The 20,554-nt window shown below is 74.7% G+C and carries 20 protein-coding genes; 9 read left to right on the top strand and 11 right to left on the bottom strand.

Annotation, left to right across the window (positions count from 1 at the left end; genetic code table 11):
- Positions 1-273: 273 nt before the first annotated feature.
- Complete coding sequence (locus ACI79U_RS14645) at positions 274-876, top strand: hypothetical protein (RefSeq protein ID WP_457070787.1); 603 nt, start codon at positions 274-276, stop codon at positions 874-876.
- A gap of 7 nt (positions 877-883) precedes the next feature.
- Here ACI79U_RS14645 and ACI79U_RS14650 read toward each other — a convergent pair whose 3' ends face one another.
- Positions 884-1,564: an alpha/beta fold hydrolase gene (locus ACI79U_RS14650; protein ID WP_457070788.1), complete on the bottom strand. Its 681-nt coding sequence runs from the start codon at positions 1,562-1,564 to the stop codon at positions 884-886.
- A gap of 108 nt (positions 1,565-1,672) precedes the next feature.
- On the opposite strand from ACI79U_RS14650, the gene ACI79U_RS14655 reads away from it, so the two are divergent.
- Positions 1,673-3,076 (top strand): NAD(P)/FAD-dependent oxidoreductase, encoded by a 1,404-nt coding sequence (locus ACI79U_RS14655; protein WP_457070790.1) that lies wholly within the window; start codon positions 1,673-1,675, stop codon positions 3,074-3,076.
- Positions 3,077-3,152: 76 nt separating this feature from the next.
- Here ACI79U_RS14655 and ACI79U_RS14660 read toward each other — a convergent pair whose 3' ends face one another.
- Positions 3,153-4,634, bottom strand: a complete 1,482-nt coding sequence (locus ACI79U_RS14660) for a benzaldehyde dehydrogenase (RefSeq protein WP_457070792.1) — start codon at positions 4,632-4,634, stop codon at positions 3,153-3,155.
- A gap of 205 nt (positions 4,635-4,839) precedes the next feature.
- Here ACI79U_RS14660 and ACI79U_RS14665 point away from each other — a divergent pair, with 205 nt between their 5' ends.
- Positions 4,840-5,799: a diguanylate cyclase gene (locus tag ACI79U_RS14665; RefSeq protein ID WP_457070794.1), complete on the top strand. Its 960-nt coding sequence runs from the start codon at positions 4,840-4,842 to the stop codon at positions 5,797-5,799.
- Positions 5,800-5,811: 12 nt separating this feature from the next.
- Here ACI79U_RS14665 and ACI79U_RS14670 read toward each other — a convergent pair whose 3' ends face one another.
- On the bottom strand, positions 5,812-6,789 hold the full coding sequence (locus ACI79U_RS14670; RefSeq protein WP_457070796.1) for a hypothetical protein: 978 nt from the start codon (positions 6,787-6,789) through the stop codon (positions 5,812-5,814).
- Between the two features lie 34 nt (positions 6,790-6,823).
- On the opposite strand from ACI79U_RS14670, the gene ACI79U_RS14675 reads away from it, so the two are divergent.
- Positions 6,824-7,684: an arginase family protein gene (locus ACI79U_RS14675; RefSeq protein ID WP_457070798.1), complete on the top strand. Its 861-nt coding sequence runs from the start codon at positions 6,824-6,826 to the stop codon at positions 7,682-7,684.
- Between the two features lie 4 nt (positions 7,685-7,688).
- Here ACI79U_RS14675 and ACI79U_RS14680 read toward each other — a convergent pair whose 3' ends face one another.
- Positions 7,689-8,516, bottom strand: a complete 828-nt coding sequence (locus ACI79U_RS14680) for an SDR family oxidoreductase (RefSeq protein ID WP_457070800.1) — start codon at positions 8,514-8,516, stop codon at positions 7,689-7,691.
- Positions 8,517-8,874: 358 nt separating this feature from the next.
- Here ACI79U_RS14680 and ACI79U_RS14685 point away from each other — a divergent pair, with 358 nt between their 5' ends.
- Together ACI79U_RS14685 and ACI79U_RS14690 are read left to right on the top strand one after the other, a co-directional pair.
- Entirely contained in the window at positions 8,875-9,483 is a 609-nt protein-coding gene (locus ACI79U_RS14685; RefSeq protein ID WP_457070802.1) for a CAP domain-containing protein, read from the top strand.
- A gap of 64 nt (positions 9,484-9,547) precedes the next feature.
- Positions 9,548-10,420 carry a YihY/virulence factor BrkB family protein gene (locus ACI79U_RS14690; protein WP_457070804.1) on the top strand — a complete coding sequence of 291 codons (873 nt, stop codon included), beginning with the start codon at positions 9,548-9,550 and terminating at the stop codon, positions 10,418-10,420.
- A gap of 21 nt (positions 10,421-10,441) precedes the next feature.
- Here ACI79U_RS14690 and ACI79U_RS14695 read toward each other — a convergent pair whose 3' ends face one another.
- Entirely contained in the window at positions 10,442-11,341 is a 900-nt protein-coding gene (locus tag ACI79U_RS14695) for a DUF881 domain-containing protein (RefSeq protein ID WP_457070806.1), read from the bottom strand.
- A 213-nt stretch (positions 11,342-11,554) separates the two neighbouring features.
- On the opposite strand from ACI79U_RS14695, the gene ACI79U_RS14700 reads away from it, so the two are divergent.
- Together ACI79U_RS14700 and ACI79U_RS14705 are read left to right on the top strand one after the other, a co-directional pair.
- Positions 11,555-11,875 (top strand): hypothetical protein, encoded by a 321-nt coding sequence (locus tag ACI79U_RS14700; RefSeq protein ID WP_457070808.1) that lies wholly within the window; start codon positions 11,555-11,557, stop codon positions 11,873-11,875.
- Positions 11,876-12,017: 142 nt separating this feature from the next.
- Positions 12,018-12,338, top strand: a complete 321-nt coding sequence (locus ACI79U_RS14705) for a DUF2795 domain-containing protein (RefSeq protein WP_457070810.1) — start codon at positions 12,018-12,020, stop codon at positions 12,336-12,338.
- 132 nt (positions 12,339-12,470) lie between these two features.
- Here ACI79U_RS14705 and ACI79U_RS14710 read toward each other — a convergent pair whose 3' ends face one another.
- From ACI79U_RS14710 to ACI79U_RS14725, 4 genes are all read right to left on the bottom strand, one after another.
- Entirely contained in the window at positions 12,471-12,713 is a 243-nt protein-coding gene (locus tag ACI79U_RS14710) for a hypothetical protein (protein ID WP_457070812.1), read from the bottom strand.
- Between the two features lie 402 nt (positions 12,714-13,115).
- On the bottom strand, positions 13,116-16,013 hold the full coding sequence (locus ACI79U_RS14715) for a vitamin B12-dependent ribonucleotide reductase (RefSeq protein WP_457070814.1): 2,898 nt from the start codon (positions 16,011-16,013) through the stop codon (positions 13,116-13,118).
- A gap of 162 nt (positions 16,014-16,175) precedes the next feature.
- Positions 16,176-16,685: a transcriptional regulator NrdR gene (gene nrdR / locus ACI79U_RS14720; RefSeq protein ID WP_457070816.1), complete on the bottom strand. Its 510-nt coding sequence runs from the start codon at positions 16,683-16,685 to the stop codon at positions 16,176-16,178.
- 311 nt (positions 16,686-16,996) lie between these two features.
- Complete coding sequence (locus ACI79U_RS14725; RefSeq protein ID WP_457070818.1) at positions 16,997-17,545, bottom strand: LysM peptidoglycan-binding domain-containing protein; 549 nt, start codon at positions 17,543-17,545, stop codon at positions 16,997-16,999.
- 246 nt (positions 17,546-17,791) lie between these two features.
- On the opposite strand from ACI79U_RS14725, the gene lexA reads away from it, so the two are divergent.
- Complete coding sequence (gene lexA / locus ACI79U_RS14730; protein WP_457070820.1) at positions 17,792-18,625, top strand: transcriptional repressor LexA; 834 nt, start codon at positions 17,792-17,794, stop codon at positions 18,623-18,625.
- Positions 18,626-18,700: 75 nt separating this feature from the next.
- Here lexA and ACI79U_RS14735 read toward each other — a convergent pair whose 3' ends face one another.
- Together ACI79U_RS14735 and ACI79U_RS14740 are read right to left on the bottom strand one after the other, a co-directional pair.
- Positions 18,701-19,765 (bottom strand): hypothetical protein, encoded by a 1,065-nt coding sequence (locus ACI79U_RS14735; RefSeq protein WP_457070822.1) that lies wholly within the window; start codon positions 19,763-19,765, stop codon positions 18,701-18,703.
- On the bottom strand, positions 19,737-20,474 hold the full coding sequence (locus ACI79U_RS14740) for a phosphatase PAP2 family protein (protein ID WP_457070824.1): 738 nt from the start codon (positions 20,472-20,474) through the stop codon (positions 19,737-19,739). The genes ACI79U_RS14735 and ACI79U_RS14740 overlap by 29 nt, the downstream gene beginning before the upstream one ends.
- Positions 20,475-20,554: the final 80 nt, after the last annotated feature.

The following is a 20,554-nucleotide window of genomic DNA, read 5'->3' on the forward strand; positions in this document are numbered from 1 at the left end:
CCCCCCCCCCCCCCCCCGCCCCCCCCCCCCCCCCCCCCCCCCCCCCCCCCGCCCCCCCCGCCCCCCCCCCCCCCCCCCCCCCCCCCCCCCCCCCCCCCCCCCCCCCCCCCCCCCCCCCCCCCCCCCCCCCCCCCCCCCCCCCCCCCCCCCCCCCCCCCCCCCCCCCCCCCCCCCCCGGCCCGTTCGGCGTCCCCGCCCCGGTCGCGGTGCGACGGGCGGACGGCGACGATGATGTTGAGCACTGCAGCATCCCCCGTCGCCAGTGAGGTCCCCATGCGCCTGCCCATCACCCCCGCCGAGATCGCACCCCGCATCGCGACCGGCGCGTTCATCCTCAACTCCGGCCTGGGCAAGCGCAGCGTCGACGGCGACACCGCCGCCGGGCTGCACGGTTTCGCCGCCGGCGCCTACCCGTTCCTCAAGGGCGTCCAGCCGGCCACCTTCGCCAAGGCGCTGTCCACGACCGAGGTCGTCCTCGGCGTCGCGCTGCTCACCCCGTTCGTCCCGACCGCCGTCGCCGGTGCCGCGCTGACCGGCTTCTCCGGTGGCCTGGTCGGGCTGTACCTGCGCACCCCCGGCATGACCAAGCCCGGCCGCAGCGTCGCCCCCACGCAGGACGGGCTGACGATCGCCAAGGACGTCTGGATGCTCGGCATCGGTCTCGGCCTGCTGACCGAGGCGCTCACCGGCCGGTCCGAGCGGGCCGCGGCGCGGCGCACCGCCCGCCGCACCGCCGGCAGGACCGCGCACCGGGGCAGCCGCCGGGCCGGCCGGAAGGGCGCGAAGCTGGCGGTGGCCGAGAACCGGGCACTGGCCCGGGCCGCCGCCACCGCCGGCGCGGTCAGCGCGCGCGCCCGCGACGCCGTCGCCGCCTAGCTCCGCACTACCCCGGGTCCGAGACCGCCCGGACGAGGTCGGCCAGCACCGCGGCGACCTCGCCCGGGTGGGTCTGCAGCGTCATGTGCGCCGCCCCGGGCAGCTCCACCAGCCGGCCGCGCGGTGCGGCCCCGGCCAGCACCTGCGCCCAGTCGTGCGGGCAGAGCGCGTCGTGGCTGCCCCGCAGGACGACGACGGGCACCGGCACCCGGCGCAGGCGCTGGTCGAGCCGCTCCCCCGACGTCCGCCGCCACACCGCGGTCATCCGGACCGGCCCGGTGGTCACCCACTGCACGAGCAGCAGCGGCACCTGCCACCAGGGCTCGTGGACGGCGGTGCGCACCCACCGTGCGGCGAGCACCCGCAGCCGCCGGGTGCGCGGGTCGGGGGTCGGCCCCAGCAGCAGGACCGCGGCCACCCGGGGGTCCCGCTCGGCCAGCGCGACCACGACGCCGCAACTCTGCGAGTGGCCCACCAGGACGACCCGCCCGGCCGGCAGCCGGTCGGCGAGCTGGCCCGCCAGCACGGGTGCGGGCGGTACCGTTTCCCGCCGGCCCAGGCCGGGCAGGTGCACGACGGCCCCGCCGATGCGGCCGCGCACCCGCGCCGAGGACCGGCAGTCCAGTCCCAGCCCAGGGACCCAGACCACACCGGGCCCCGGAACACCCGGCACGCCCTCGCTGCTCATCCTGATGAGTCCTCGGATGCCCCGGCAGGGGCACCCCGGCGTGGGGTGCCGACCGGCAGCAACAGGGCAGTGGGAGGATGAGTCATCATGACGACATCAGGAGGCAGTGTGACCACCGCAACCCCGTCCACCGGACAGCGACCCCGCGTCGTCATCGTCGGGTCCGGGTTCGGCGGTCTCTTCGCCGCCCAGCGCCTGAAGAAGGCGCCCGTCGACGTCACGCTCATCGGGAAGACCACGCACCACCTCTTCCAGCCGCTGCTCTACCAGGTCGCCACCGGCATCCTCTCCGAGGGCGAGATCGCCCCGCCCACCCGGGAGATCCTGAAGAACCAGGACAACGCCCGGGTGGTGCTCGGTGAGGTCACCGACATCGACCTGACCGCGAAGACCGTCACCTCCACGGTGCTCGGCCGCACCACCGTGCACGGCTACGACGAGCTCATCGTCGCCGCCGGCGCGGGCCAGTCCTACTTCGGCAACGACCAGTTCGCCGAGTTCGCCCCCGGCATGAAGAGCATCGACGACGCGCTGGAGCTGCGCGGCCGCATCTTCGGCGCCTTCGAGCTGGCCGAGCTGGCCACCGACCCGGCCGAGATCGACCGGCTGCTCACCTTCGTGGTCGTGGGCGCCGGCCCGACCGGGGTGGAGATGGCCGGCCAGATCGCCGAGCTCGCCCGCCGCACCCTGCGGCACGACTTCCGCCGGATCGACCCGACCAGCGCGCGGGTCATCCTGGTCGACGCCGCACCGAAGGTGCTGCCCCCGTTCGTCGACAAGCTCAGCCAGAAGGCGCACAAGCAGCTCAACGAGATCGGCGTCGAGGTCCAGCTGGGCGCGATGGTCACCGACGTCGACGCCGACGGCATCGTGGTCAAGGACGGCGACGGCCACGAGCGCCGGATCAACGCGGCCACCAAGATCTGGGCCGCCGGCGTGCAGGCCAGCCCGCTGGGCAAGATGCTCGGCGACCAGTCCGGCGCCGAGGTCGACCGCGCCGGCCGGATCTCCGTCCAGCCGGACCTGACCCTCCCCGGGCACCCCGAGGTGCACGTGGTCGGCGACATGATGTCGCTCAACCGCCTGCCCGGCGTGGCCCAGGTCGCCATCCAGGGTGGCCGGTTCGCCGCCGAGGCCGTCGCCGCCCGGGTCGCCGGCCGGCCGACCAAGCCGGAGTTCCACTACTTCGACAAGGGCAGCATGGCGACCATCTCGCGCTTCCACGCGGTCGCCGACACCTGGAAGTTCCAGTTCGGCGGCTTCATCGCCTGGGTGCTGTGGCTGGTCGTGCACCTGATGTACCAGGTGGGCTTCAAGAACCGGTTCAGCACCGTCGTCCACTGGGCGGTCAGCTTCCTGGGCCGCGGCCGCTCGCAGCGGGTGGGCACCCAGCAGCAGGTCTACGGCCGGCTGGCGCTGGAGCACCTGGGCCCGGACTTCGAGGTCTCCAAGACCGGCGGCAAGCGCCACACCGGCGAGCCGGTCGACGTCACCGGGCGCGACTCCGCCTGACGCCCGGCACCACCGCCTGAGCCGACGACGGCCCGGTCACCGCAGCTGCGGTGACCGGGCCGTCGCCGTACCGGGGTCAGAAGGGGTAGGCCGGCAGGTCCCCGCGCACGGTCACCCACTGGGTCTCGGTGAACGCCTCGATGTTGGCCTGCGGGCCGCCGTGCCGGGAGCCGGTGCCCGAGGCCCCCACCCCGCCGAAGGGCGCGACCGCCTCGTCGTTCACCGTCTGGTCGTTGATGTGCACCAGCCCCGAGGGGATCCGCTCGGCCAGCTGCAGCCCGGCGTAGACGTCGCGGGTCAGGATGCCGAGGCTCAGCCCGTACTCGGTACCGGCGGCCAGCGCCGCGACCTCCTCGAGCGAGGAGAACGACGTCACCGGGGCGACCGGGCCGAAGATCTCCTCCTGGTACGCCGGGGAGTCGACCGGCACGCCGCCGAGCACGGTGGGGCGGTAGAACAGCCCCTCGTAGGTGCCGCCGGTGCGCACCGTGGCGCCGCTGTCGACGCTCGCGGTGACCAGTCCGTGCACGCGGTCGCGCTGGGTGGCGTCGATCAGCGGGCCGAGCGCCACCTGGTCGCGCCAGGTGTCCCCGACCGGGAGGTTCTCCACCTTGCTGGTCAGGATGGCGGTGTACTCCTCGGCGATCGACTCGTGCACCAGGTGCCGGCTGGTCGCCATGCAGATCTGTCCCTGGTGGGCGAAGGTGCCCCACGCGCCGACCGAGGCGGCCGCGGTCACGTCGACGTCGCCCAGCACGATCAGCGCGGAGTTGCCGCCCAGCTCCAGGTGCGCCCGCTTGAGGTGCTGACCGGCCAGTGCGCCCACCGCCCGGCCGGCCTTCGTCGAGCCGGTGAAGGCGATGACCCGCACCGCCGGGTCGGTGACCAGCGCCTGGCCGACGTCGGCCCCACCGGGCAGCACCTGGAACACCCCGGCCGGCAGGCCCGCCTCCTCGAACACCCGCGCGAAGATCGCGCCGCCGCAGATGGCGGTCCGCGGGTCGGGCTTGAGGACGACGGCGTTGCCCAGCGCGAGCGCGGGGGCGATCGCCCGGATGGCCAGGATGGTCGGCACGTTGAACGGCGCGATCACCCCCACCACCCCGGCGGGCACCCGGCGGGAGAACGACAACCGGGGGGAGCCGCTTCGCAGCAGCTCGCCGTAGGGGTGGCTGGGCAGCGCGGAGGCCTCGTAGCACTCCTGCGCGGTGGTGTGCACCTGGAAGTCGCCGAAGGGCTGGATCGCCCCGGACTCCCGGGCCAGCCACTCCTTGATCTCCGCGGCGTGCTCGGTGAGCAGGTCACCGGCGCGGCGGAGCACCGCGGCGCGCTGCTCGAACGGCAGTGCCGCCCACTCCCGCTGGGCCTGGGCGGCACGCGCACCGGCCTTCTCCACATCGGCGGGGGTGGCCTGGCCGACCTCACCGAGCTCCGCGCCGGTGGCCGGCTCCACGGCGGTGTACGTGCCACCGCTGCCGTCGGTCCACGCCCCCGTCCAGATCTTGCCGCGCCATGCGCCGTTCCCGAGCAGTGCGGTGCCGTCCTCGAGCCGTGCCATGGGAGTCCTCATCTCGTCGTCGAGCGTCTCGGAACGGTTCTGCCACCCGGCACCGGCTCCGTCCATCGCGGTCTTCCGTCCTCCGGAAGCAGCGTGGAGTCGGGGCAGGGACACCGCTCCACCGTAGGACGGCCTCCCGTCTCCGGGTGAGCGCGAGGGCGCGCCCCCTTGCCGCCGGGCCCGTGCTGGTCGACAGTCCCCCGTCATGGACGGCGGGACGGTGCTGCGCGGACGACCCGTCCGGGTCGTGCTGCTGGCCACGCTGTTCCTGGTGGGCGGGGCGTTCTGCCTGGCCGCGGCGGTGCGGCCGATGTCCCCCGCCGCCCCGGTCGCGCTGAACGTGGTGCTGGGCGTCACCGGCCTGCTGATCGGGACGGCGCTGTGGGTCGCCGCCTCCCGGGTGGGCGTGGTCGTGGTGCACGCCGCGCTGGTGCTCCTCGCCGTGGCCACCGGGCTGCTGGCCTGGCGGTCGGCGACCGCCGTCGGGATCGTCGGGCTGGGGCCGATGGTCATCGCCCTGGGGTCCTACGCCGCGCACTTCGCCTCGCTGCGCGCAGCGCGCGTGCAGGTGGTCACCGCGCTGGCGGTGGTGACCACCGGCGCGGTGGCCGCCGCCCCGGGTGGGTTCGTCCTGCCATGGCTGATCACCGGCGTCACCGCACTGGCGCTCACCGAGTCGCAGGCCCAGCTCAGCGGGCGGCTGCGGGCGATCGCCGCCACCGACCCGCTCACCGGCCTGGCCAACCGCCGGGCCTGGCAGGCCGAGGCCACCCGCACGCTGGCGCGGGCGCACCGCACCGGTTCGCCGCTGACCGTCGCGGTGCTCGACCTGGACGGCTTCAAGGAGATCAACGACCGGGACGGCCACGACGCGGGGGACGCGTTGCTGCGCCGGCTCTCGGAGGCCTGGTCCAGCCGGCTCCGGACGTCGGACCTGCTGGGCCGGCACGGCGGCGACGAGTTCGTGCTGTGCCTGCCCGACACCGACCCGGTCGGGGCGGGAGAGATCCTGGAGCGGCTGCGCGACGGCGCGGTGGCCACCTGGTCGGTGGGGACGGCGACCCGGCAGGACGGCGACTCGCTCGGCGCGTTGCTGCGGCGCGCCGACACCGCGCTCTACCTGCAGAAGCGGGCCCGCCGCACGCCCGAGCCCGGCGTTCGCTGAGGCGGCACCGGGTCAGCCGTCGTCGGCCTCCCCGCGCAGCCGCGCCACCCGCTCGCCGGCCCGCTCCGCGATGGCCGCCGCGGTGGCCGCCCGGCGGGCCGCCGCGTCCCGGCGGCGCACGCGGTCGGGGACGGCGCGGCCCGCGGCGACGGCCTCCTGCTCGGCGCGGTGCAGCGCGGCGGTGAGCTCCTCGACCCGCGCGCGCAGCTGCTCCTGCCGGTCGGTGGCCCCGGCCAGTTCCCGCTCGGCGTCCTCGGCGGCCGCGGCCGCGTCCCGGGCGACGGCGGCGGCCTCCTCGGCGTCGCGTTCGGCCTGGGCCAGTTCACGGCGCCGGCGCTCGGCCACCTCCCGCCGGGCTCGTTCCTCGGCCTCCCGCCGGGCTCCTTCCTCGGCCTCCCGCCGATCCTCGGCCCCCCGCCGGTCCTCGGCCTGCCCGAGCGTCCGGGAGCTGCTCGGCGGCCGCGCCGGGGCGGGCCGCGCCGGTCCGGCGACCGCGGCAGAGAGATCCACCGGCCCCAGGCCGGTGTAGGACAGCGCCGTGGTCAGCCGGCCGCCCCGCAGCGCGGCGCCGGCGTCCGCGTCGGCGATCGCCGCCCGCAGGGTCGCCTCGACCTGCTCGGCGACGGCGCTGCTGACGTCGTGCCCCTCCCGGTGCGCGATGCCCCGCGCCTGCCGGGCCAGCGCCGCCACCACCTGGTTCCGCCGGCGCCCCAGCTCGCGCAGCTGGTCGCCGGCGAGGTCCGCCTGGGCCGAACGCAGCAGCTCACCGAGCTCGACCAGCTGGTCGACCTCGTCGGGTGCGCGGCGGGCCAGCAGGTTGCAGACCCAGGCCGCGGTGGTCGGCTTGGGCAGCGCGGCGACGTCCTTGGCCAGCTGCCTGTCCCCGGCGGCGCGGGCCTGGTCCCGGGCCGCGGTGCGGGCGGCGACGAACTCCCCGGGCGGCACGCCGTAGAGCTCGTCGGCGACGTCGGCGAGGTCCACGGCGGCCATGGTGCCCGCTCGGTGACGGGGGCAGACTCCGCCTGTGCCCGCCGCGCTGCGCCTGCTCCAGGTCCCGTACGACTCGGGGCGGTACGACGCCCGGATGGGTGCCGGCCCCGGCGTGCTCTCCGGCGCGGGCGCCGCCGAGCGGCTGCGGGTCCGCGGGCACGCCGTCCGGGAGGAGGTCGTCCATCCCGGGTCGGAGTGGCGGGCCGAGCTGCGGACGGGCTTCGAGCTGCAGCGCGCGGTGGCCGTGCGGGCGGCGGAGGCCCGTGCCGCCGGCGAACACCCGGTGGTGCTGTCCGGGAACTGCAGCGCGACCATCGGCGCCCTCGCCGCGCTGACCGGCGGCGGCGAACGGGTCGGCCTCGTGTGGCTCGACGCGCACGGGGACCTCAACACCCCCGACGTCGACCCGCGCGGGTTCCTCGACGGGCAGGGGCTGGCGATGGCCCTGGGCCGGTGCTGGACGGCGGCGACGGCGACCGTGCCGGGGTTCGCCCCGCTCGCGGCGGACCGGGTCGTGCTGATCGGCGCGCGGGACCTGGACCCGGCCGAGACCGATGCGCTGCGCCGGTCGGGGCCGCGGTGGCTGCCACCCCGGGACGCGCGGGACGCCCGGGTCACCGGAGCCGCCCTGGTCGACCTGGCCGACCGGGTCGACGTCGTTCACCTGCACGTCGACCTGGACGTGCACGACCCCTCCATCGCACCGGCCAACGGCTTCGCGGCGCCCGACGGGCTCACCGCCGCCGAGGTGCAGCGAGTGGTCGGGCAGACCGCCGAGCGGGTGCGGATCGGATCGGCGACCCTGGCCGCCTACGACCCCGCCCACGACCCCGCGGGCAGGATGCGCGAGACCGCTCTGGAGCTGCTGACCGTGGTGGCCGGCCTCCTCCGCTGAGCGGTCAGGGGCGGCGCCAGGTGTCGGACTCCAGGTGCGAGCCGGCCATCGGGCCCATCTGCATCATCCCGCCGTCGACCGCCCAGGAGGCGCCGGTGACGTAGCCGGCCGCCGGCGAGGCGAGGAAGGCGACGGTGGCGGCGACCTCCCGGGCGTCCCCGGGGCGCGGCACCGGGATGCCGGGGCGGTGCTTGCCGGGCGCCGTCGGGTCCTCGTCCTCCTGCCCGGTCATCGGGGTGGCGATCTCCCCGGGGGCGACGGCGTTGACCGTGATGCCGTGCTCGCCGAGCTCCAGCGCGGCGACCCTGGTGAGCAGGCCCAGGCCGCCCTTGGCCGCGCAGTAGGCGGCCGCGCCCACCCGCGGGAGGTGCTCGTGCACGCTGGTGATGTTGACGATCCGGCCCCCGCGGCCGGCGTCGACCATCCGTCGGGCCGCCCGCTGCAGGCAGAGGAAGGCGCCGTCCAGGTCGGTGGCGAGCACCGTGCGCCAGGTGTCGTAGTCGGTGTCCAGGATGGTCGACATGTGACCGGTGCCGGCGTCGTTGACCAGCACGTCCAGCCCGCCGAGGGCGTCGGCCAGCTCGTCGACGACGCCCGCGGCGTCCGGCAGCCGGGTCAGGTCCAGGTGCCGCACCTCGGCCCGCCGGCCGGTGCGCCGCACCTGCTCGGCGGTCTCCTCGCCCGCGGCCCGATCTTGGTACCAGGTGATCCCGACGTCGTGGCCGGACTCGGCGAGGGCGACGGCGACCGCCCGGCCGATGCCCGACTCCGACCCGGTGACGACGGCGACGCGGTGCTGCCCACCGCCCGGCTGCTCGCTGTTCTCGGTCATGCGCGCCCGCTACCCCTGCACACCCGCCGGGATGCGGCGCCCCGGCAGCGCACCTGACCGAGTCGCCGGGCACACCAGCGGGTGACGCCCCTGTCCGTCACGGGGATCGGCCCGCGGCAGCTGACCCACCCGGCCACCGGGGAACGGACGCCGACGACCGCCGGGGGCGCCGTCGACGGGGTTCCGGCACGTGCTGGTCGGCGGGACGCCGGTGGTCCGCGACGGGGAGCTGCAGACCGGGGCGCTGCCCGGCCGACCGGTGCGCTCGGGCGACCGCTGACCGTCCCGGGTCCATGTCGGTCTCGTGACCTCTGACGCGTGGGGTGATGCGGCCGTCCGGCCCGGGTAGGCGGTGCACATGAACGCCGTCCGCCCGCTGCTGTTCGTCCTCGCGGTCCTGGTCGGTGCGACCGGGTGCGTCGCCGTCGACACCCGCCCCGCCGGTGGGGGCTCGGCGCCCCCGCCCCAGTCCGCCCCGGCCGGCGACTCCTCCGCCCCGGCGGAGGAGCGGATCGCGCGCGCGGTGTTCGACCGGGTGAACGCCGAGCGGGAGGCCCGCGGGCTGGAGCCCGTGGCCTGGAACGACACGCTGGCCGACGTGGCCGAGCAGTGGAGCACGGAGATGGCCGAGAGCGGCGACTTCGAGCACCAGGACGTCGGCGAGGTGCTGCAGGGCGACGAGCTGTCCGGCTTCGTCTCGGTCGGGGAGAACATCTTCCAGTCCACCGGTCCGGTGCCGGCCGGCGCGATCCACGCCGGGTGGATGCGGTCGGACGACCACCGGGTCAACGTGCTCAACCCGGGCTGGAACCGGCTCGGCGTGGGGGTGCACTGCGGGCCGGACGGCGGGGTCTGGGCCACCCAGTGGTTCGGCCAGACGGCGGACGCCGACCGCCCCGCCGTCGCCTCGACCACCCCACCGGTCGAGCCGATCGCCCGTCCGGAGGAGGACGGGCCGACCTGCTGAGCCCGGGATCGCCTGACGTGAGCCCGGGATTGCCGGGCGCGCCCACCCGGGTAGCCGGTCGGGGATGACCTCCCTCGAACGTCTCCCCCGCGTCCGGCAGGCGCTGGCGCGGGCCCGGCGGCGGTACCACCGCACCCGGGACGCGCTGCCGGCCCCGGTGCTGCGGTTCGGCCGGTGGGTGCGCGGCCCGGAGTTCTTCACCGTCGCCGCCAGCCTGGCCTTCTACGCGATGATCTCGATCCCGCCGATGGTGCTGATCGCCTTCTGGATCGCCGGCGCCTTCGTCGACGAGTCGGCCCTGGAGGGGCTGGGCAGCCAGGTGGACGGGCAGACGCCGGACCAGTTGCCGGTGGGTGAGGTGCTCCGCGCGCTGATCGACATCGCCGCCCGGGCCGGCCCGCTCGCCGTGGTCTCCGCCGCCTGGCCGGCGACCGCATACGGTGCGGCGCTGGCCCGGGCCTTCACCCAGGTGGCCCCGGAGTCCGAGCGGCAGATCCGGGGCTGGCGGGGGCGGCTGCTGGCGCTGGTGCTCATCGCGGTGCTGCCGCTGGTGGTGTTCTCCGCCCTCGCCGCGCTGTACGTCGTCCCGCGGCTGTTCGGCACCGGCTGGGCGCTCACCGCGCTGCTCGGGCTGGGCGCGTTCGCGGTGCTGGCCCTGGTGATCGCCCTGGTCTACGCGCTCTTCCAGCTCCGGGACACCCGGTGGCAGGACGTGGCCGTCGGGGCGCTGATCGCGGCCGGGCTGGTCGCCCTCACCACCGCCGGCTACCTGGTGTACCTGCAGTTCTTCGCCGACTTCTCCGACCGGTACGGCACCAGCTCGCTGGCCACCGCGGTGCTGCTCGGGCTGTGGCTGCTGCTCGGCAACGCGGTGCTGCTGGTCGGGTACCGGCTGATGCTGCGCCGGGCCATCCGCCGGCAGGAGAGGCGCCGCTGAGCGGCGGGACCGACGACCGGATCAGTCGTCGACCGGGCTGCCCACGAGGGCGTCGACGGCAATGTCGTCCTCCTCCACGATCCGGGCGGTGGCGTCGGCGCGGCTGACGTCGCTGAGCACCCCGTTGGGCGTGCTCAACAGGCGGGTCATGTCCTCGGCCGGGCCGATGGCCAGCAGCGAGTACGGGCTGCTGATCCGCTCGCCGTCGACCAGCACCCCGTCGGCGGTGTCGACCAGGGCCGTGGAGACCACCACCCGGACGCCGTTGAGCTGGATCGCCTCGGCGCCGGCGCCGCGCATCTCCTGCACCGCCTCCAGCAGCAGGGCGGCGTCGATCTCCTCCTCGGGGTCGATGATCGACAACCGGATGCCGGGGCCGCGGACCGGGACGGCTCCGGTCAGGACGGCGATCGCCTCGGCCCGCTCGCGGGCCTGCTCGAGGGCGCTGTCGGACTCCGACCGGTCGTCGGTCAGGTCGTCCAGCGTGCGGCGGCTCTCGGCGAGCTGCTGGCGCAGCAGCTCCTCGTTGGCGTCGATGTCGTTGAGGATGGTGACCAGTTCCTCCTCGGTGGCCGTGCTGAGCGGGTCGTCGGTGTTGCTGAGCCGGATCTGGATGGTCATGCCCAGCCCGAGCACCAGCGCGAGGACCCCGCTCACCGCCGACAGCACGAGCCGGCGCCGCCCCCGCCGCGGTGCCGCAGCCGAGCTGCCTCCGCTCCCGCCCGGGCGACCGGTCGTCGACCCGTCGGGTGGGGCCTCCCCGGCCGGGGGCTGCCCGGCTGAGGGCTCGTCGGTGGAGGGCTGCTCGGTGGCGGGATGCTCGAGCGCGGGGTCGACCCGGACCGCGCCGGCCTCCTCGGCGGGCGCGGTGTGCTGGGGACCGGTGTCGTGGGACGGTCCGCTCCGCTCGCCGGCGCTCATCGACGGCCAGCCTAGGCGGCCGGCGGCGCGTCCCGCCGGTGGCGCGAGCGGGCGCTTGTCCCCGTTCCCGGCGGCGGATAGCCTCCTCACGTGGCTGGGCAGCTGATTCCGTGCGGGCTCGCCGGCGACTGATCCTCGCGCCGGCGGGTCCGTGGACACACCCTCGAGGTCGCTCCCCCCGCTGACCAGGGCCGTTCCGGCCCGGAGGCATCCATGTCCACGCACCCCAGCCCGCCCACCAGCTACCGCGCCGCCACCACGGACGCCGCCAGGTTGCGGGTCACCGTCACCGACGCCGTCGCCCTGCAACGCGTCCTCACGATGCTGACCGGGCGGAACCACATCTTCACCCGCCTGGAGGCGGAAGAGGCCGGCGGCGGCCGGTGGACGGTCAGCCTGGACCTGCTGGCGTCGCCGCAGGAGGTCGACCTGGTGACCGCCCGGCTGCACCGGATCCCCAGCGTGCTGACCGTCGCCGCCTCCTCCGTGGGCCACCCCGTCGAGCTGCTCGTCGGCGCCGCCCACGCGGGCTGACCCGCAACGCCCCACCCCTCCCGAGCTCCGCGGCGTCTTGCTGCCGGTGGACCGGCTCCCGGGCGTACCGGGACCGCGCCCGGGTACGCCCGGGAGACCGCGACCCCGGCACGGGGCGACCTCGACGAAGGGAGATGGCAGCGTGGCTCAGCAGGTGACCCAGGACGAGGTGCTGCGGCATCTGGGCGACGTCGACTACCCCGCCGGCAAGGACGACCTGGTGGCCGCCGCCCAGCAGAAGGGCGCCACCGAGGAGGTACTGCGGGCGATCCGGGCGATCCCGCCGGTCGACTACCGCAACGAGGGCGAGGTCGTGTCGTCGCTGCGGGTGGACGAGGGCCCCGGCCCGGTGCCCGGGCAGGCCGCCGAGCAGGCCCGCTACGACAGCAAGCCGGGCATCGCGCAGCCATCCCGCGACCCGCAGCAGGACCGGGTGACCGGAGAGGCCCGCACGACCGAGTAGGACAGGCCGGACCCACAGGGCCGAACGGACTGCTACGTAGCGGTCCGGGCGGCCCTGTCGGCTACCCGGGTGCTCGTCGGCTACCCGCAACGCTGGCTCACGCGCGGCGCCCGCTCAGGTGCCGTGCCCCGCTCAGGTGCCGCGGGGTGCCAGCTCGTAGACCGGTCCGAGCTCGGTCCGGCTCGGGTCGGGGGTCTCGTGCACCAGGCTGGGCTCGCTGTTCATCAGCCGGTGCAGCACCGCGCGGGTCTCCTCCGCATCGAGGTCGGCCCGTCTGGCGATGTCCTGCAGATGCGGCGCCGAGTTGGTGTCCTCCAGCTCGGCCACCGCCTGGTACACCGTGGCGTCGTTCCCGGACAGGTCCTCCACGCGCATGGACGTCCTCCTCGAGGTTGCTGCCTGAACGCCTCGGCCGTACCCGGTTGCCGCGCCGGGAACCGGGTCGGTTGGGCGCTCACGCCACCGGGCTGACGCGCGCAGCAGGCTGCGGCTGAGCCGCCGTCCGCGATCAGCGGACCGTCGCCCGCCAGGTACCGGGTTCGGTGGAGACCGAGCTGAAGCCGGTACCGGGCAGAGATGGCTCCCACAATGGGAACCGCCCCGGCCCTCTGACGAGGGCCGGGGCGGCGACGAGAGCCGGGCGGCTCGAGCTACTGGGCGAGGTCCCGCGGGTCGCTGGCCCTGACACGAGACGTCACCGCAGGCCGCAGTGACGTTCCCGGCCCGCTCGCCGGGACATCCCGCGAGATTCCGCAGGACATCCGGCGAGCGTCGTCATCAGCTGCAGCCGCTGGTGGAGCCGCAGCCCTCGCAGACGTAGCAGCTGCCGGCGGGGCGCATCTTCGTGCCGCAGGTCATGCACAGCGGTGCGTCGGTCGCAGTGCCGGTGACCAGCTCCAGCAGCTCGGCCGAGGAGTGGGCCTCCTTGATCGCCTGCTTCGGCGACTCCTTGACGACCTGCTCCGTCTCGGCCTTCGCCGGGGCCTCGGTGGGCACCGAACCGCGCATCGCCTCGACGTCGACCTCGTCCTCCTCGGCCACCTGCGGGGTGGCGGCGGAGGTGTCGTAGCCGGCGACCTGGGCAGCCCGCTCCTCGGCGCTGAAGATGCCGAGGTTCGACCGCTTGTCCACCGGCAGGTGGTCCAGCGCCAGGCGACGGAAGATGTAGTCCATCACCGACTGGGCGATGCGGATGTCCGGGTCGTCGGTCATGCCGGCCGGCTCGAAGCGCATGTTGGTGAACTTCTGGATGTAGGTCTCCAGCGGCACACCGTGCTGCAGCGCGATCGAGATGCCGATCGAGAAGGCGTCCATCACCCCGGCCAGGGTCGAGCCCTGCTTGCCGAGCTTCAGGAAGACCTCACCGAGGCTGCCGTCCTCGTACATGCCCGCGGTCATGTAGCCCTCGGCGCCGGCGACGCTGAACGACGTCGTCATGCTGGTGCGCTTCTTCGGCAGCCGCTTGCGCACCGGGTGCGCCAGCGCGGTGGCGGCGGGCGCGGTCTCCGCGACCGCGACCTCGGCCTTGGTGCCGTCGTTCTTGCCCTTGCCACCGGACAGCGGCTGGCCGACCTTGCAGTTGTCGCGGTAGATGGCCAGCGCCTTGATGCCCATCTTCCAGCCCTGGAAGTAGATGTCCGCGACCTCTTCGATGGTCGCCGACTCGGGCATGTTGACCGTCTTGCTGATCGCGCCGGAGATGAACGGCTGCACCGCGGCCATCATCCGGACGTGGCCCATCGGGGAGATGGCACGCTCGCCCATCGCGCAGTCGAAGACCTCGTAGTGCTCCGGCCGCAGGCTCGGGGCGTCGACGACGTGGCCGTGCTCGGCGATGTACTCGACGATCGCCTCGACCTGCTCCTCCTGGTAGCCCAGGCTCTTCAGCGCCCGCGGCACCGTCTGGTTGACGATCTGCATGGAGCCGCCGCCGACCAGCTTCTTGAACTTGACCAGCGAGAAGTCCGGCTCGATGCCGGTCGTGTCGCAGTCCATCATGAAGCCGATGGTCCCGGTGGGGGCCAGCACCGAGGCCTGCGCGTTGCGCCAGCCGTTCTCGGTACCGATGGCCAGGCAGTCCTGCCACTGCTGGGTGGCGACCTTGAGCACGTCGGCGTCGTCGGCGCCGACCGGGCGGATCGCGTCGTTCGCGGCGGCGTGCTTGCGCATGACCCGGGCGTGGGCCTCGGCGTTGCGGGCGTAGCCGTCGTAGGCGCCGACGACACCGGCCAGCTCGGCCGAACGGCGGTAGGCGGTGCCGGTCATCAGCGAGGTGATCGCCGCGGCCAGGGTCTGCCCGCCGCGGGAGTCGTAGGCGTGGCCGGTGGCCATCAGCATCGCGCCGAGGTTGGCGTAGCCGATGCCCAGCTGCCGGTAGGCCCGGGTGGTCTCACCGATCGGGTCGGTCGGGAAGTCGGCGAAGCAGATCGAGATGTCCATCGCGGTGATGATCAGCTCGACGGCCTTGACGAAGTTCTTCGAGTCGAACGTGCCGTCGCCGGAGAGGAACTTCATGAGGTTCAGCGACGCCAGGTTGCACGAGCTGTTGTCCAGGCTCATGTACTCCGAGCAGGGGTTGGACGCGTTGATCCGCCCGGTCTCGGGGTTGGTGTGCCAGTCGTTGATCGTGTCGTCGTACTGGATGCCCGGGTCGGCGCACTCCCAGGCCGCCTTGGTGACCTTGCCGAAAAGCTCACGGGCGTCGACGGTCTCGATGACCGAGCCGTCGCCGCGGGCCCGCAGACCGAACTCGGTGCCCTCCTCGACCGCGCGCATGAACTCGTCGTTGACCCGGACCGAGTTGTTGGCGTTCTGGTACTGGACGCTGGTGATGTCCTTGCCGCCGAGGTCCATGTCGTACCCGGCGTCGCGCAGCGCGCGGATCTTGTCCTCCTCGCGCGCCTTGGTCTCGATGAACTCCTCGATGTCGGGGTGGTCGATGTCGAGGACGACCATCTTCGCCGCGCGGCGGGTGGCGCCACCGGACTTGATGGTGCCCGCGGAGGCGTCGGCACCACGCATGAAGGAGACCGGGCCGGAGGCGGTGCCACCGGAGGAGAGCAGCTCCTTGGAGGAGCGGATCCGGGAGAGGTTCAGGCCGGCGCCGGAGCCGCCCTTGAAGATCAGGCCCTCTTCCCGGTACCAGTTCAGGATCGAGTCCATCGTGTCGTCGACCGCGAGGATGAAGCAGGCGCTGACCTGCTGCGGCGAGGCGGTGCCGACGTTGAACCAGACGGGCGAGTTGAAGCTGAACACCTGGTGCAGCAGCATCCAGGTGAGCTCGTGCTCGAAGATCTCGGCGTCGCCCTCGGAGGCGAAGTAGTCGTGCTCACGGCCGGCCGCGCCGTAGGTCAGCACGACCCGGTCGATCAGCTGGCGGAGGCTCGTCTCGCGCTGCGCGCTGCCGACCGCGCCACGGAAGTACTTGGTGGTGACGATGTTGGTGGCGTTGATGCTCCACTCGGACGGGAACTCGACGCCCCGCTGCTCGAAGTTGATCGAGCCGTCCCGCCAGTTGGTCATGACGACGTCGCGCCGCTCCCAGACGACCTCGTCGTAGGGGTGCACGCCGGCGGTGGTGAAGACGCGCTTGACCTTCAGGCCCTTGCCCCGGGTGGGCGCCTTCGGGCTGCGGCGGTTCCGGGTGGTGGCGAGGCGGTCGGCTGTCTCGGTCATCGTGCGAGGGCTCCCTGTTGTCGAGCTCTGGTGTCGAGCTGAGCGGCGGTGCGGGTGGAGCGGCTGGGGAAGCCGGCGGGTGCCGGAGCCGGGTGGTGCGGTGCGGTCTCCTCGTCGAGACCTGTGTAGTCGAGGGGTGTGACAGTTCTGGGGCCGGCGGGCTCAGGACCCGGCGGGCGCGCCCGGCGGTCCGTCGTCGCCGGCGGGTGACCCACCGGCGCGGGCGTTCACGGCGGCGCGCAGCTCGGCGATCTCCTTCTCGAAGTCCGCGGCCGAGCTGAAGCTCCGGTAGACGCTGGCGAAGCGCAGGTACGCGACCTCGTCCAGGTCGCGCAGCGGACCCAGGATCGCCAGGCCCACCTCGTGGCTGGGGATCTCGGCGCAACCGGTGGCCCGGACGGCGTCCTCCACCTGCTGGGCCAGCAGCGCCAGCTGGTGCTCGTCGACGGGCCGACCCTGGCATGCGCGCCGGACACCGGCGATCACCTTCCCGCGGGCGAACGGCTCGCTGACGCCGCTGCGCTTCACCACGGCGAGCACGGCCTCCTCGACGGTGGTGAACCGCCGTCCGCAGCCGGGGCACGAACGCCGCCGGCGGGTGGTCGCGCCCTCATCGGTCTCCCGGGAGTCGATGACGCGGCTGTCGGGGTTGTGGCAGAAGGGGCAACGCATTGCCGGTCCACCTCCTCCCGAGGTGTCGCGGCCGGGATCACCGCGGTGCTGTGACACCGTGGGACACCCGGCCCGTGGACCGTTCCTGTGGACTGCTCGGGGGACATCCGGTGGATGCGCCGGGGAGAACGTGTGGAACGGCTGTGGACGACTTACATCCGTGTAAGCACTAGATGTTGTGGTGGAACCGTACGGCCACCCCTACTGGTGTGCAAGCCCTGCCGCGCGTGTCGTGTTCCGCACCTGACCCGCCTGCCGCTCGAGCACCCATCCGCCCCATCCCGAGGTCCCTCGGGAGGCCGAGGCGCAGGTCAGGGCAGCTCGAGCACCTGGCCGGGCTGCAGCACCACGTCGTCCAGGCCGTTGTGGTCGAGGATCGCGTCGACCACCGCGCGCCGGTCCTCGTCCGGCGCCACGTTCCCGGCGATCGACCACAGGGTGTCGCCGGGCTGGACCACGACCGTGCTGGCGCCGGCCAGCCGCAGCGCGGGCTCGGCGTCGACGACGACCGCGAGCGTGCCCGCCGCCACCACCAGACCGATCGCCACCGAGAGCGCCGCCACCACGCGCCGGCCACGGCGGGTGAGCCGCAGCGGCAGCGGCTCCTCGCGCTGCCCCGGGGGGAGCGAGGCGGCGGTGCGAGCGGGCCAGCAGCCACCACCCCGGACCAGCCGCACGTCCGCGACCCCGGAGGAGGCCACCGGCCGCCCGCCCGGACGCACCGACGGGCGCCGCCCCAGGCGGGGCCCGACCTCTCCCCCGGGCACCCACCCGGCCGCGGGCGGCGGCACCAGGCGCAGGGACGGGCGGGACGGCGCGGGCGCGGCGGCGCTCCCACTCCGGGACTCGGCGATGACCATCGGTGCACTCCTTCCGACGGACGCCCCCTCGGGCACCGTCTCGAACGCCTGTTCGATTCGAACGTCTGTGCGATGTCTACCGCATCCCACCGACAGGAGGACTCCGACACGGCGCGGATTCGAACAGGTGTTTGAACAGACGCGCTGGAGCCGCTACCGTGCGGAGGGAGACCACGACGGCGCCCGCCCCCCTCCCGGGGGCGACGCCACCGGGCAGCTGCGTGCGCAGCCGGACGAGGAGGACAGATGGCGGTCGACGGCCGGACGGCGGACGAGCGCAAGGAGTCCAGTCGGCAGGGGTCCAGTCGGCGCAAGCGCGCGGCCGGGCCGGCTGCGGCGGAGTCCGCGGAGAGCACCGGCGGTGCGGCCGTCCGCGAGTTCCCCGACCGCGGGGAGGCCGGCGACGGGCTGACCCAGCGGCAGCGCCGGGTGCTCGAGGTCATCCGCGACTCCATCGAGCGCCGGGGCTACCCGCCCTCGGTCCGCGAGATCGGCGAGGCGGTCGGCCTCTCCTCCGCCTCCTCGGTCGCCCACCAGCTGTCGGTGCTGCAGCGCAAGGGCTGGTTGCGCCGCGACCCGAACCGGCCGCGCGCGCTGGACGTGCGACTGCCGGGTGAGCAGGGGACGACGGTCGGCACCGGCGCCGGGGTCGAGGGGCTCGCCGCGGCCGGTTCCGCCAGCGGCGTCGACGAGGCGGGCGTTCCGGCGCCCACCTACGTGCCGCTGGTCGGCCGCATCGCCGCAGGTGGCCCGGTGCTGGCGGAGCAGGCGGTCGAGGAGGTCTTCCCGCTGCCCCGCGAGCTGGTCGGCGAGGGGACGCTCTTCATGCTCAAGGTCGCCGGCGACTCGATGATCGAGGCCGCGATCTGCGACGGCGACTGGGTCGTGGTCCGCCAGCAGCCCACCGCCGAGAACGGCGAGATCGTCGCGGCGATGATCGACGGCGAGGCGACCGTCAAGACCTACAAGCGACGCGACGGCCACGTGTGGCTGCTGCCGCACAACCCGGCCTACGCACCGATCCCCGGCGACGACGCGACCGTCCTCGGCCGGGTCGTGACGGTGCTGCGCCGGGTCTGACCCCGGCATCCGGCCGGCGGCGGGACGGGCGCGCCCCTCCCGCCACCGGCCGGGTCACTCCCGCCGGCGGCCGGGTCACTCCCGCCGGCGGCGGACCTTCCCGCCGATCCAGACGAACACGGTGGCGACACCGGCCGCGATGATGCCGGCCGTGACCGGGGGCACTCCCCGGGCCGCGGTCACCAGCTCGCCGGCCGGCCCGGCGCTGGGCGCCGCCTCGGCCAGGCTGCCTGGAGCCGGTTCACCGGGCACGGGGACCAGTGCCACCTGCGCAGGCAGCCCCTCACTGACGACCAGCAGGTCACGGTTGTTCGCCGCGAAGGCGATCGCCTCGCCCTGCGGGGACTCCGGGAGCGCGATCCGGACCGGCGCGCCGGAGAGGGCACCGGCCACATCGGAACCGGTCAGCGTCCAGACGTAGGCGTCGGTGTACGTGCGCAGCGCGATCCGCTGGCCGTCGGCCGAGACCGCTCCCCCGGTCACCAGCAACTGCCCCGCCCGGCCGACCGGCCCGCCCGGCGTGCCGGTCAGGGTGAAGCCCAGCCCGACCACCCGGGTCATCGACACCGTGGCGCCGTCGGCGAGCGGCGCATCGGGGCGGTACACACCGGAGGAGCCGAGCACCTCCTTGGTGACGAGGTAGGGCGTGCCGTCGGGGGCCAGCAGGAGCGCCTCGGCGTCGTGGGCCCCGTCGGGGTAGGTCAGCCTGGTCAGCGTGGTGCTGCCGTCGGGGCGCAGCCCGATCAGCGCGACGGTCTCCCGGGCGGCGTTGTTGTCCCCGATGTCGGCCAGCCACAACGTGCCGTCCGCGCCCAGGGCCAGGTCCTCGGGGTCGTAGGGGTCGACGCTCCCCGACCGGACCTCGGCGACGGCGCACGCGGCGTCCAGGATGAACACCTCGGCCCGGTCGCCGCCGTCGTTCATCGCCAGCAGCGTCTCCCCCGCGCTGGCCAGGCCGGAGATCTCCGGCAGCCGCGGGTCGGTGATGGTGCAGCGCGTGCTCGGCGCGGCCCCCTCGGCGAGCGCCGCAGACGCCGGCAAGAACGCGAGCAGGACCGCCACCGGCACGGCGAGGAGCGCCCCGTCCGCCAGGCAACGGCGGCCGGCGCGGCTACGCGTGCGGCCGGCCCACTCTGGCACGGACCCAGCGTGACACCACGAATGCGTCGAGTGCATGAACCACGCCCAAGAGGACGATGCCGACGGCCGCTCCCACGACTGCATCGGTGACCCAGTGGAAGTTCAACGCCACCATGGCCACTCCTGTCGCCAACGGCCCCAGCACGCTGAGCAGCCAGGCCGCGCGCTGCAGCCGGGCGGGCAGGCCGTACTGGACGACCTGCCAGCGGGCCACCCCCCACATCAGCACGGCGTTGGCCACGTGCCCGGACGGGTAGCTCTCGCCGCCCCGGTGGAAGTAGGAGCCCGGATAGGCCGGGGCCGTGCGCCCGGTGCCCCACTTGAACGCGTAGACCGCCACGGTGAGCAGCACCAGGGCCAGCAGCACACGGACCAGCGGGGCCGCCGTGCGGTGGCGCCAGAACAGCCAGCCCACCAGCGCGCTGAGCACCAGCAGGATGGTGACCCGCCCGCCGGCCTGGGTGAACACCCACACCGGCCAGTAGGCGGCGGAGTCGCGCAGACCCCAGGACCCGACCTGCTCGGAGACCGCCACGTCCAGCCGTTCCAGCCGGCCACCGGCGAGCAGGTCGACGGTGACGCCGGCCGCGACGAGCGCGGAGACGAGCACCAGCCACCACGGCGGCCGGCCGACGCCGACCACCGGCCGGGCCGGGGAGCCGGGGCCACCGGCGGCGCTCCCCGTCACCCGCACCGCTCCGCTCGCCACGGCGTCACGGTACCGGCACCGTGACCTGGCCGTGACCGTCCCGGCAGCGCACTGCGCGGCGCGACCGGACGAGGTCGCGC

Source organism: Modestobacter sp. SYSU DS0904, from assembly GCF_054051115.1.

Bases quoted from the DNA above. Each gene is read 5' to 3' on its own strand.
- ACI79U_RS14685 (WP_457070802.1), top strand. From the start codon at position 8,875: ATGAACGCCGTCCGCCCGCTGCTGTTCGTCCTCGCGGTCCTGGTCGGT.
- ACI79U_RS14710 (WP_457070812.1), bottom strand. From the start codon at position 12,713: ATGCGCGTGGAGGACCTGTCCGGGAACGACGCCACGGTGTACCAGGCG.
- ACI79U_RS14715 (WP_457070814.1), bottom strand. From the start codon at position 16,013: ATGACCGAGACAGCCGACCGCCTCGCCACCACCCGGAACCGCCGCAGC.
- ACI79U_RS14645 (WP_457070787.1), top strand. From the start codon at position 274: ATGCGCCTGCCCATCACCCCCGCCGAGATCGCACCCCGCATCGCGACC.
- ACI79U_RS14695 (WP_457070806.1), bottom strand. From the start codon at position 11,341: ATGAGCGCCGGCGAGCGGAGCGGACCGTCCCACGACACCGGTCCCCAG.
- nrdR (WP_457070816.1), bottom strand. From the start codon at position 16,685: ATGCGTTGCCCCTTCTGCCACAACCCCGACAGCCGCGTCATCGACTCC.
- ACI79U_RS14690 (WP_457070804.1), top strand. From the start codon at position 9,548: ATGACCTCCCTCGAACGTCTCCCCCGCGTCCGGCAGGCGCTGGCGCGG.
- ACI79U_RS14660 (WP_457070792.1), bottom strand. From the start codon at position 4,634: ATGGCACGGCTCGAGGACGGCACCGCACTGCTCGGGAACGGCGCATGG.
- lexA (WP_457070820.1), top strand. From the start codon at position 17,792: ATGGCGGTCGACGGCCGGACGGCGGACGAGCGCAAGGAGTCCAGTCGG.
- ACI79U_RS14650 (WP_457070788.1), bottom strand. From the start codon at position 1,564: ATGAGCAGCGAGGGCGTGCCGGGTGTTCCGGGGCCCGGTGTGGTCTGG.
- ACI79U_RS14725 (WP_457070818.1), bottom strand. From the start codon at position 17,545: ATGGTCATCGCCGAGTCCCGGAGTGGGAGCGCCGCCGCGCCCGCGCCG.
- ACI79U_RS14670 (WP_457070796.1), bottom strand. From the start codon at position 6,789: ATGGCCGCCGTGGACCTCGCCGACGTCGCCGACGAGCTCTACGGCGTG.
- ACI79U_RS14665 (WP_457070794.1), top strand. From the start codon at position 4,840: ATGGACGGCGGGACGGTGCTGCGCGGACGACCCGTCCGGGTCGTGCTG.
- ACI79U_RS14680 (WP_457070800.1), bottom strand. From the start codon at position 8,516: ATGACCGAGAACAGCGAGCAGCCGGGCGGTGGGCAGCACCGCGTCGCC.
- ACI79U_RS14700 (WP_457070808.1), top strand. From the start codon at position 11,555: ATGTCCACGCACCCCAGCCCGCCCACCAGCTACCGCGCCGCCACCACG.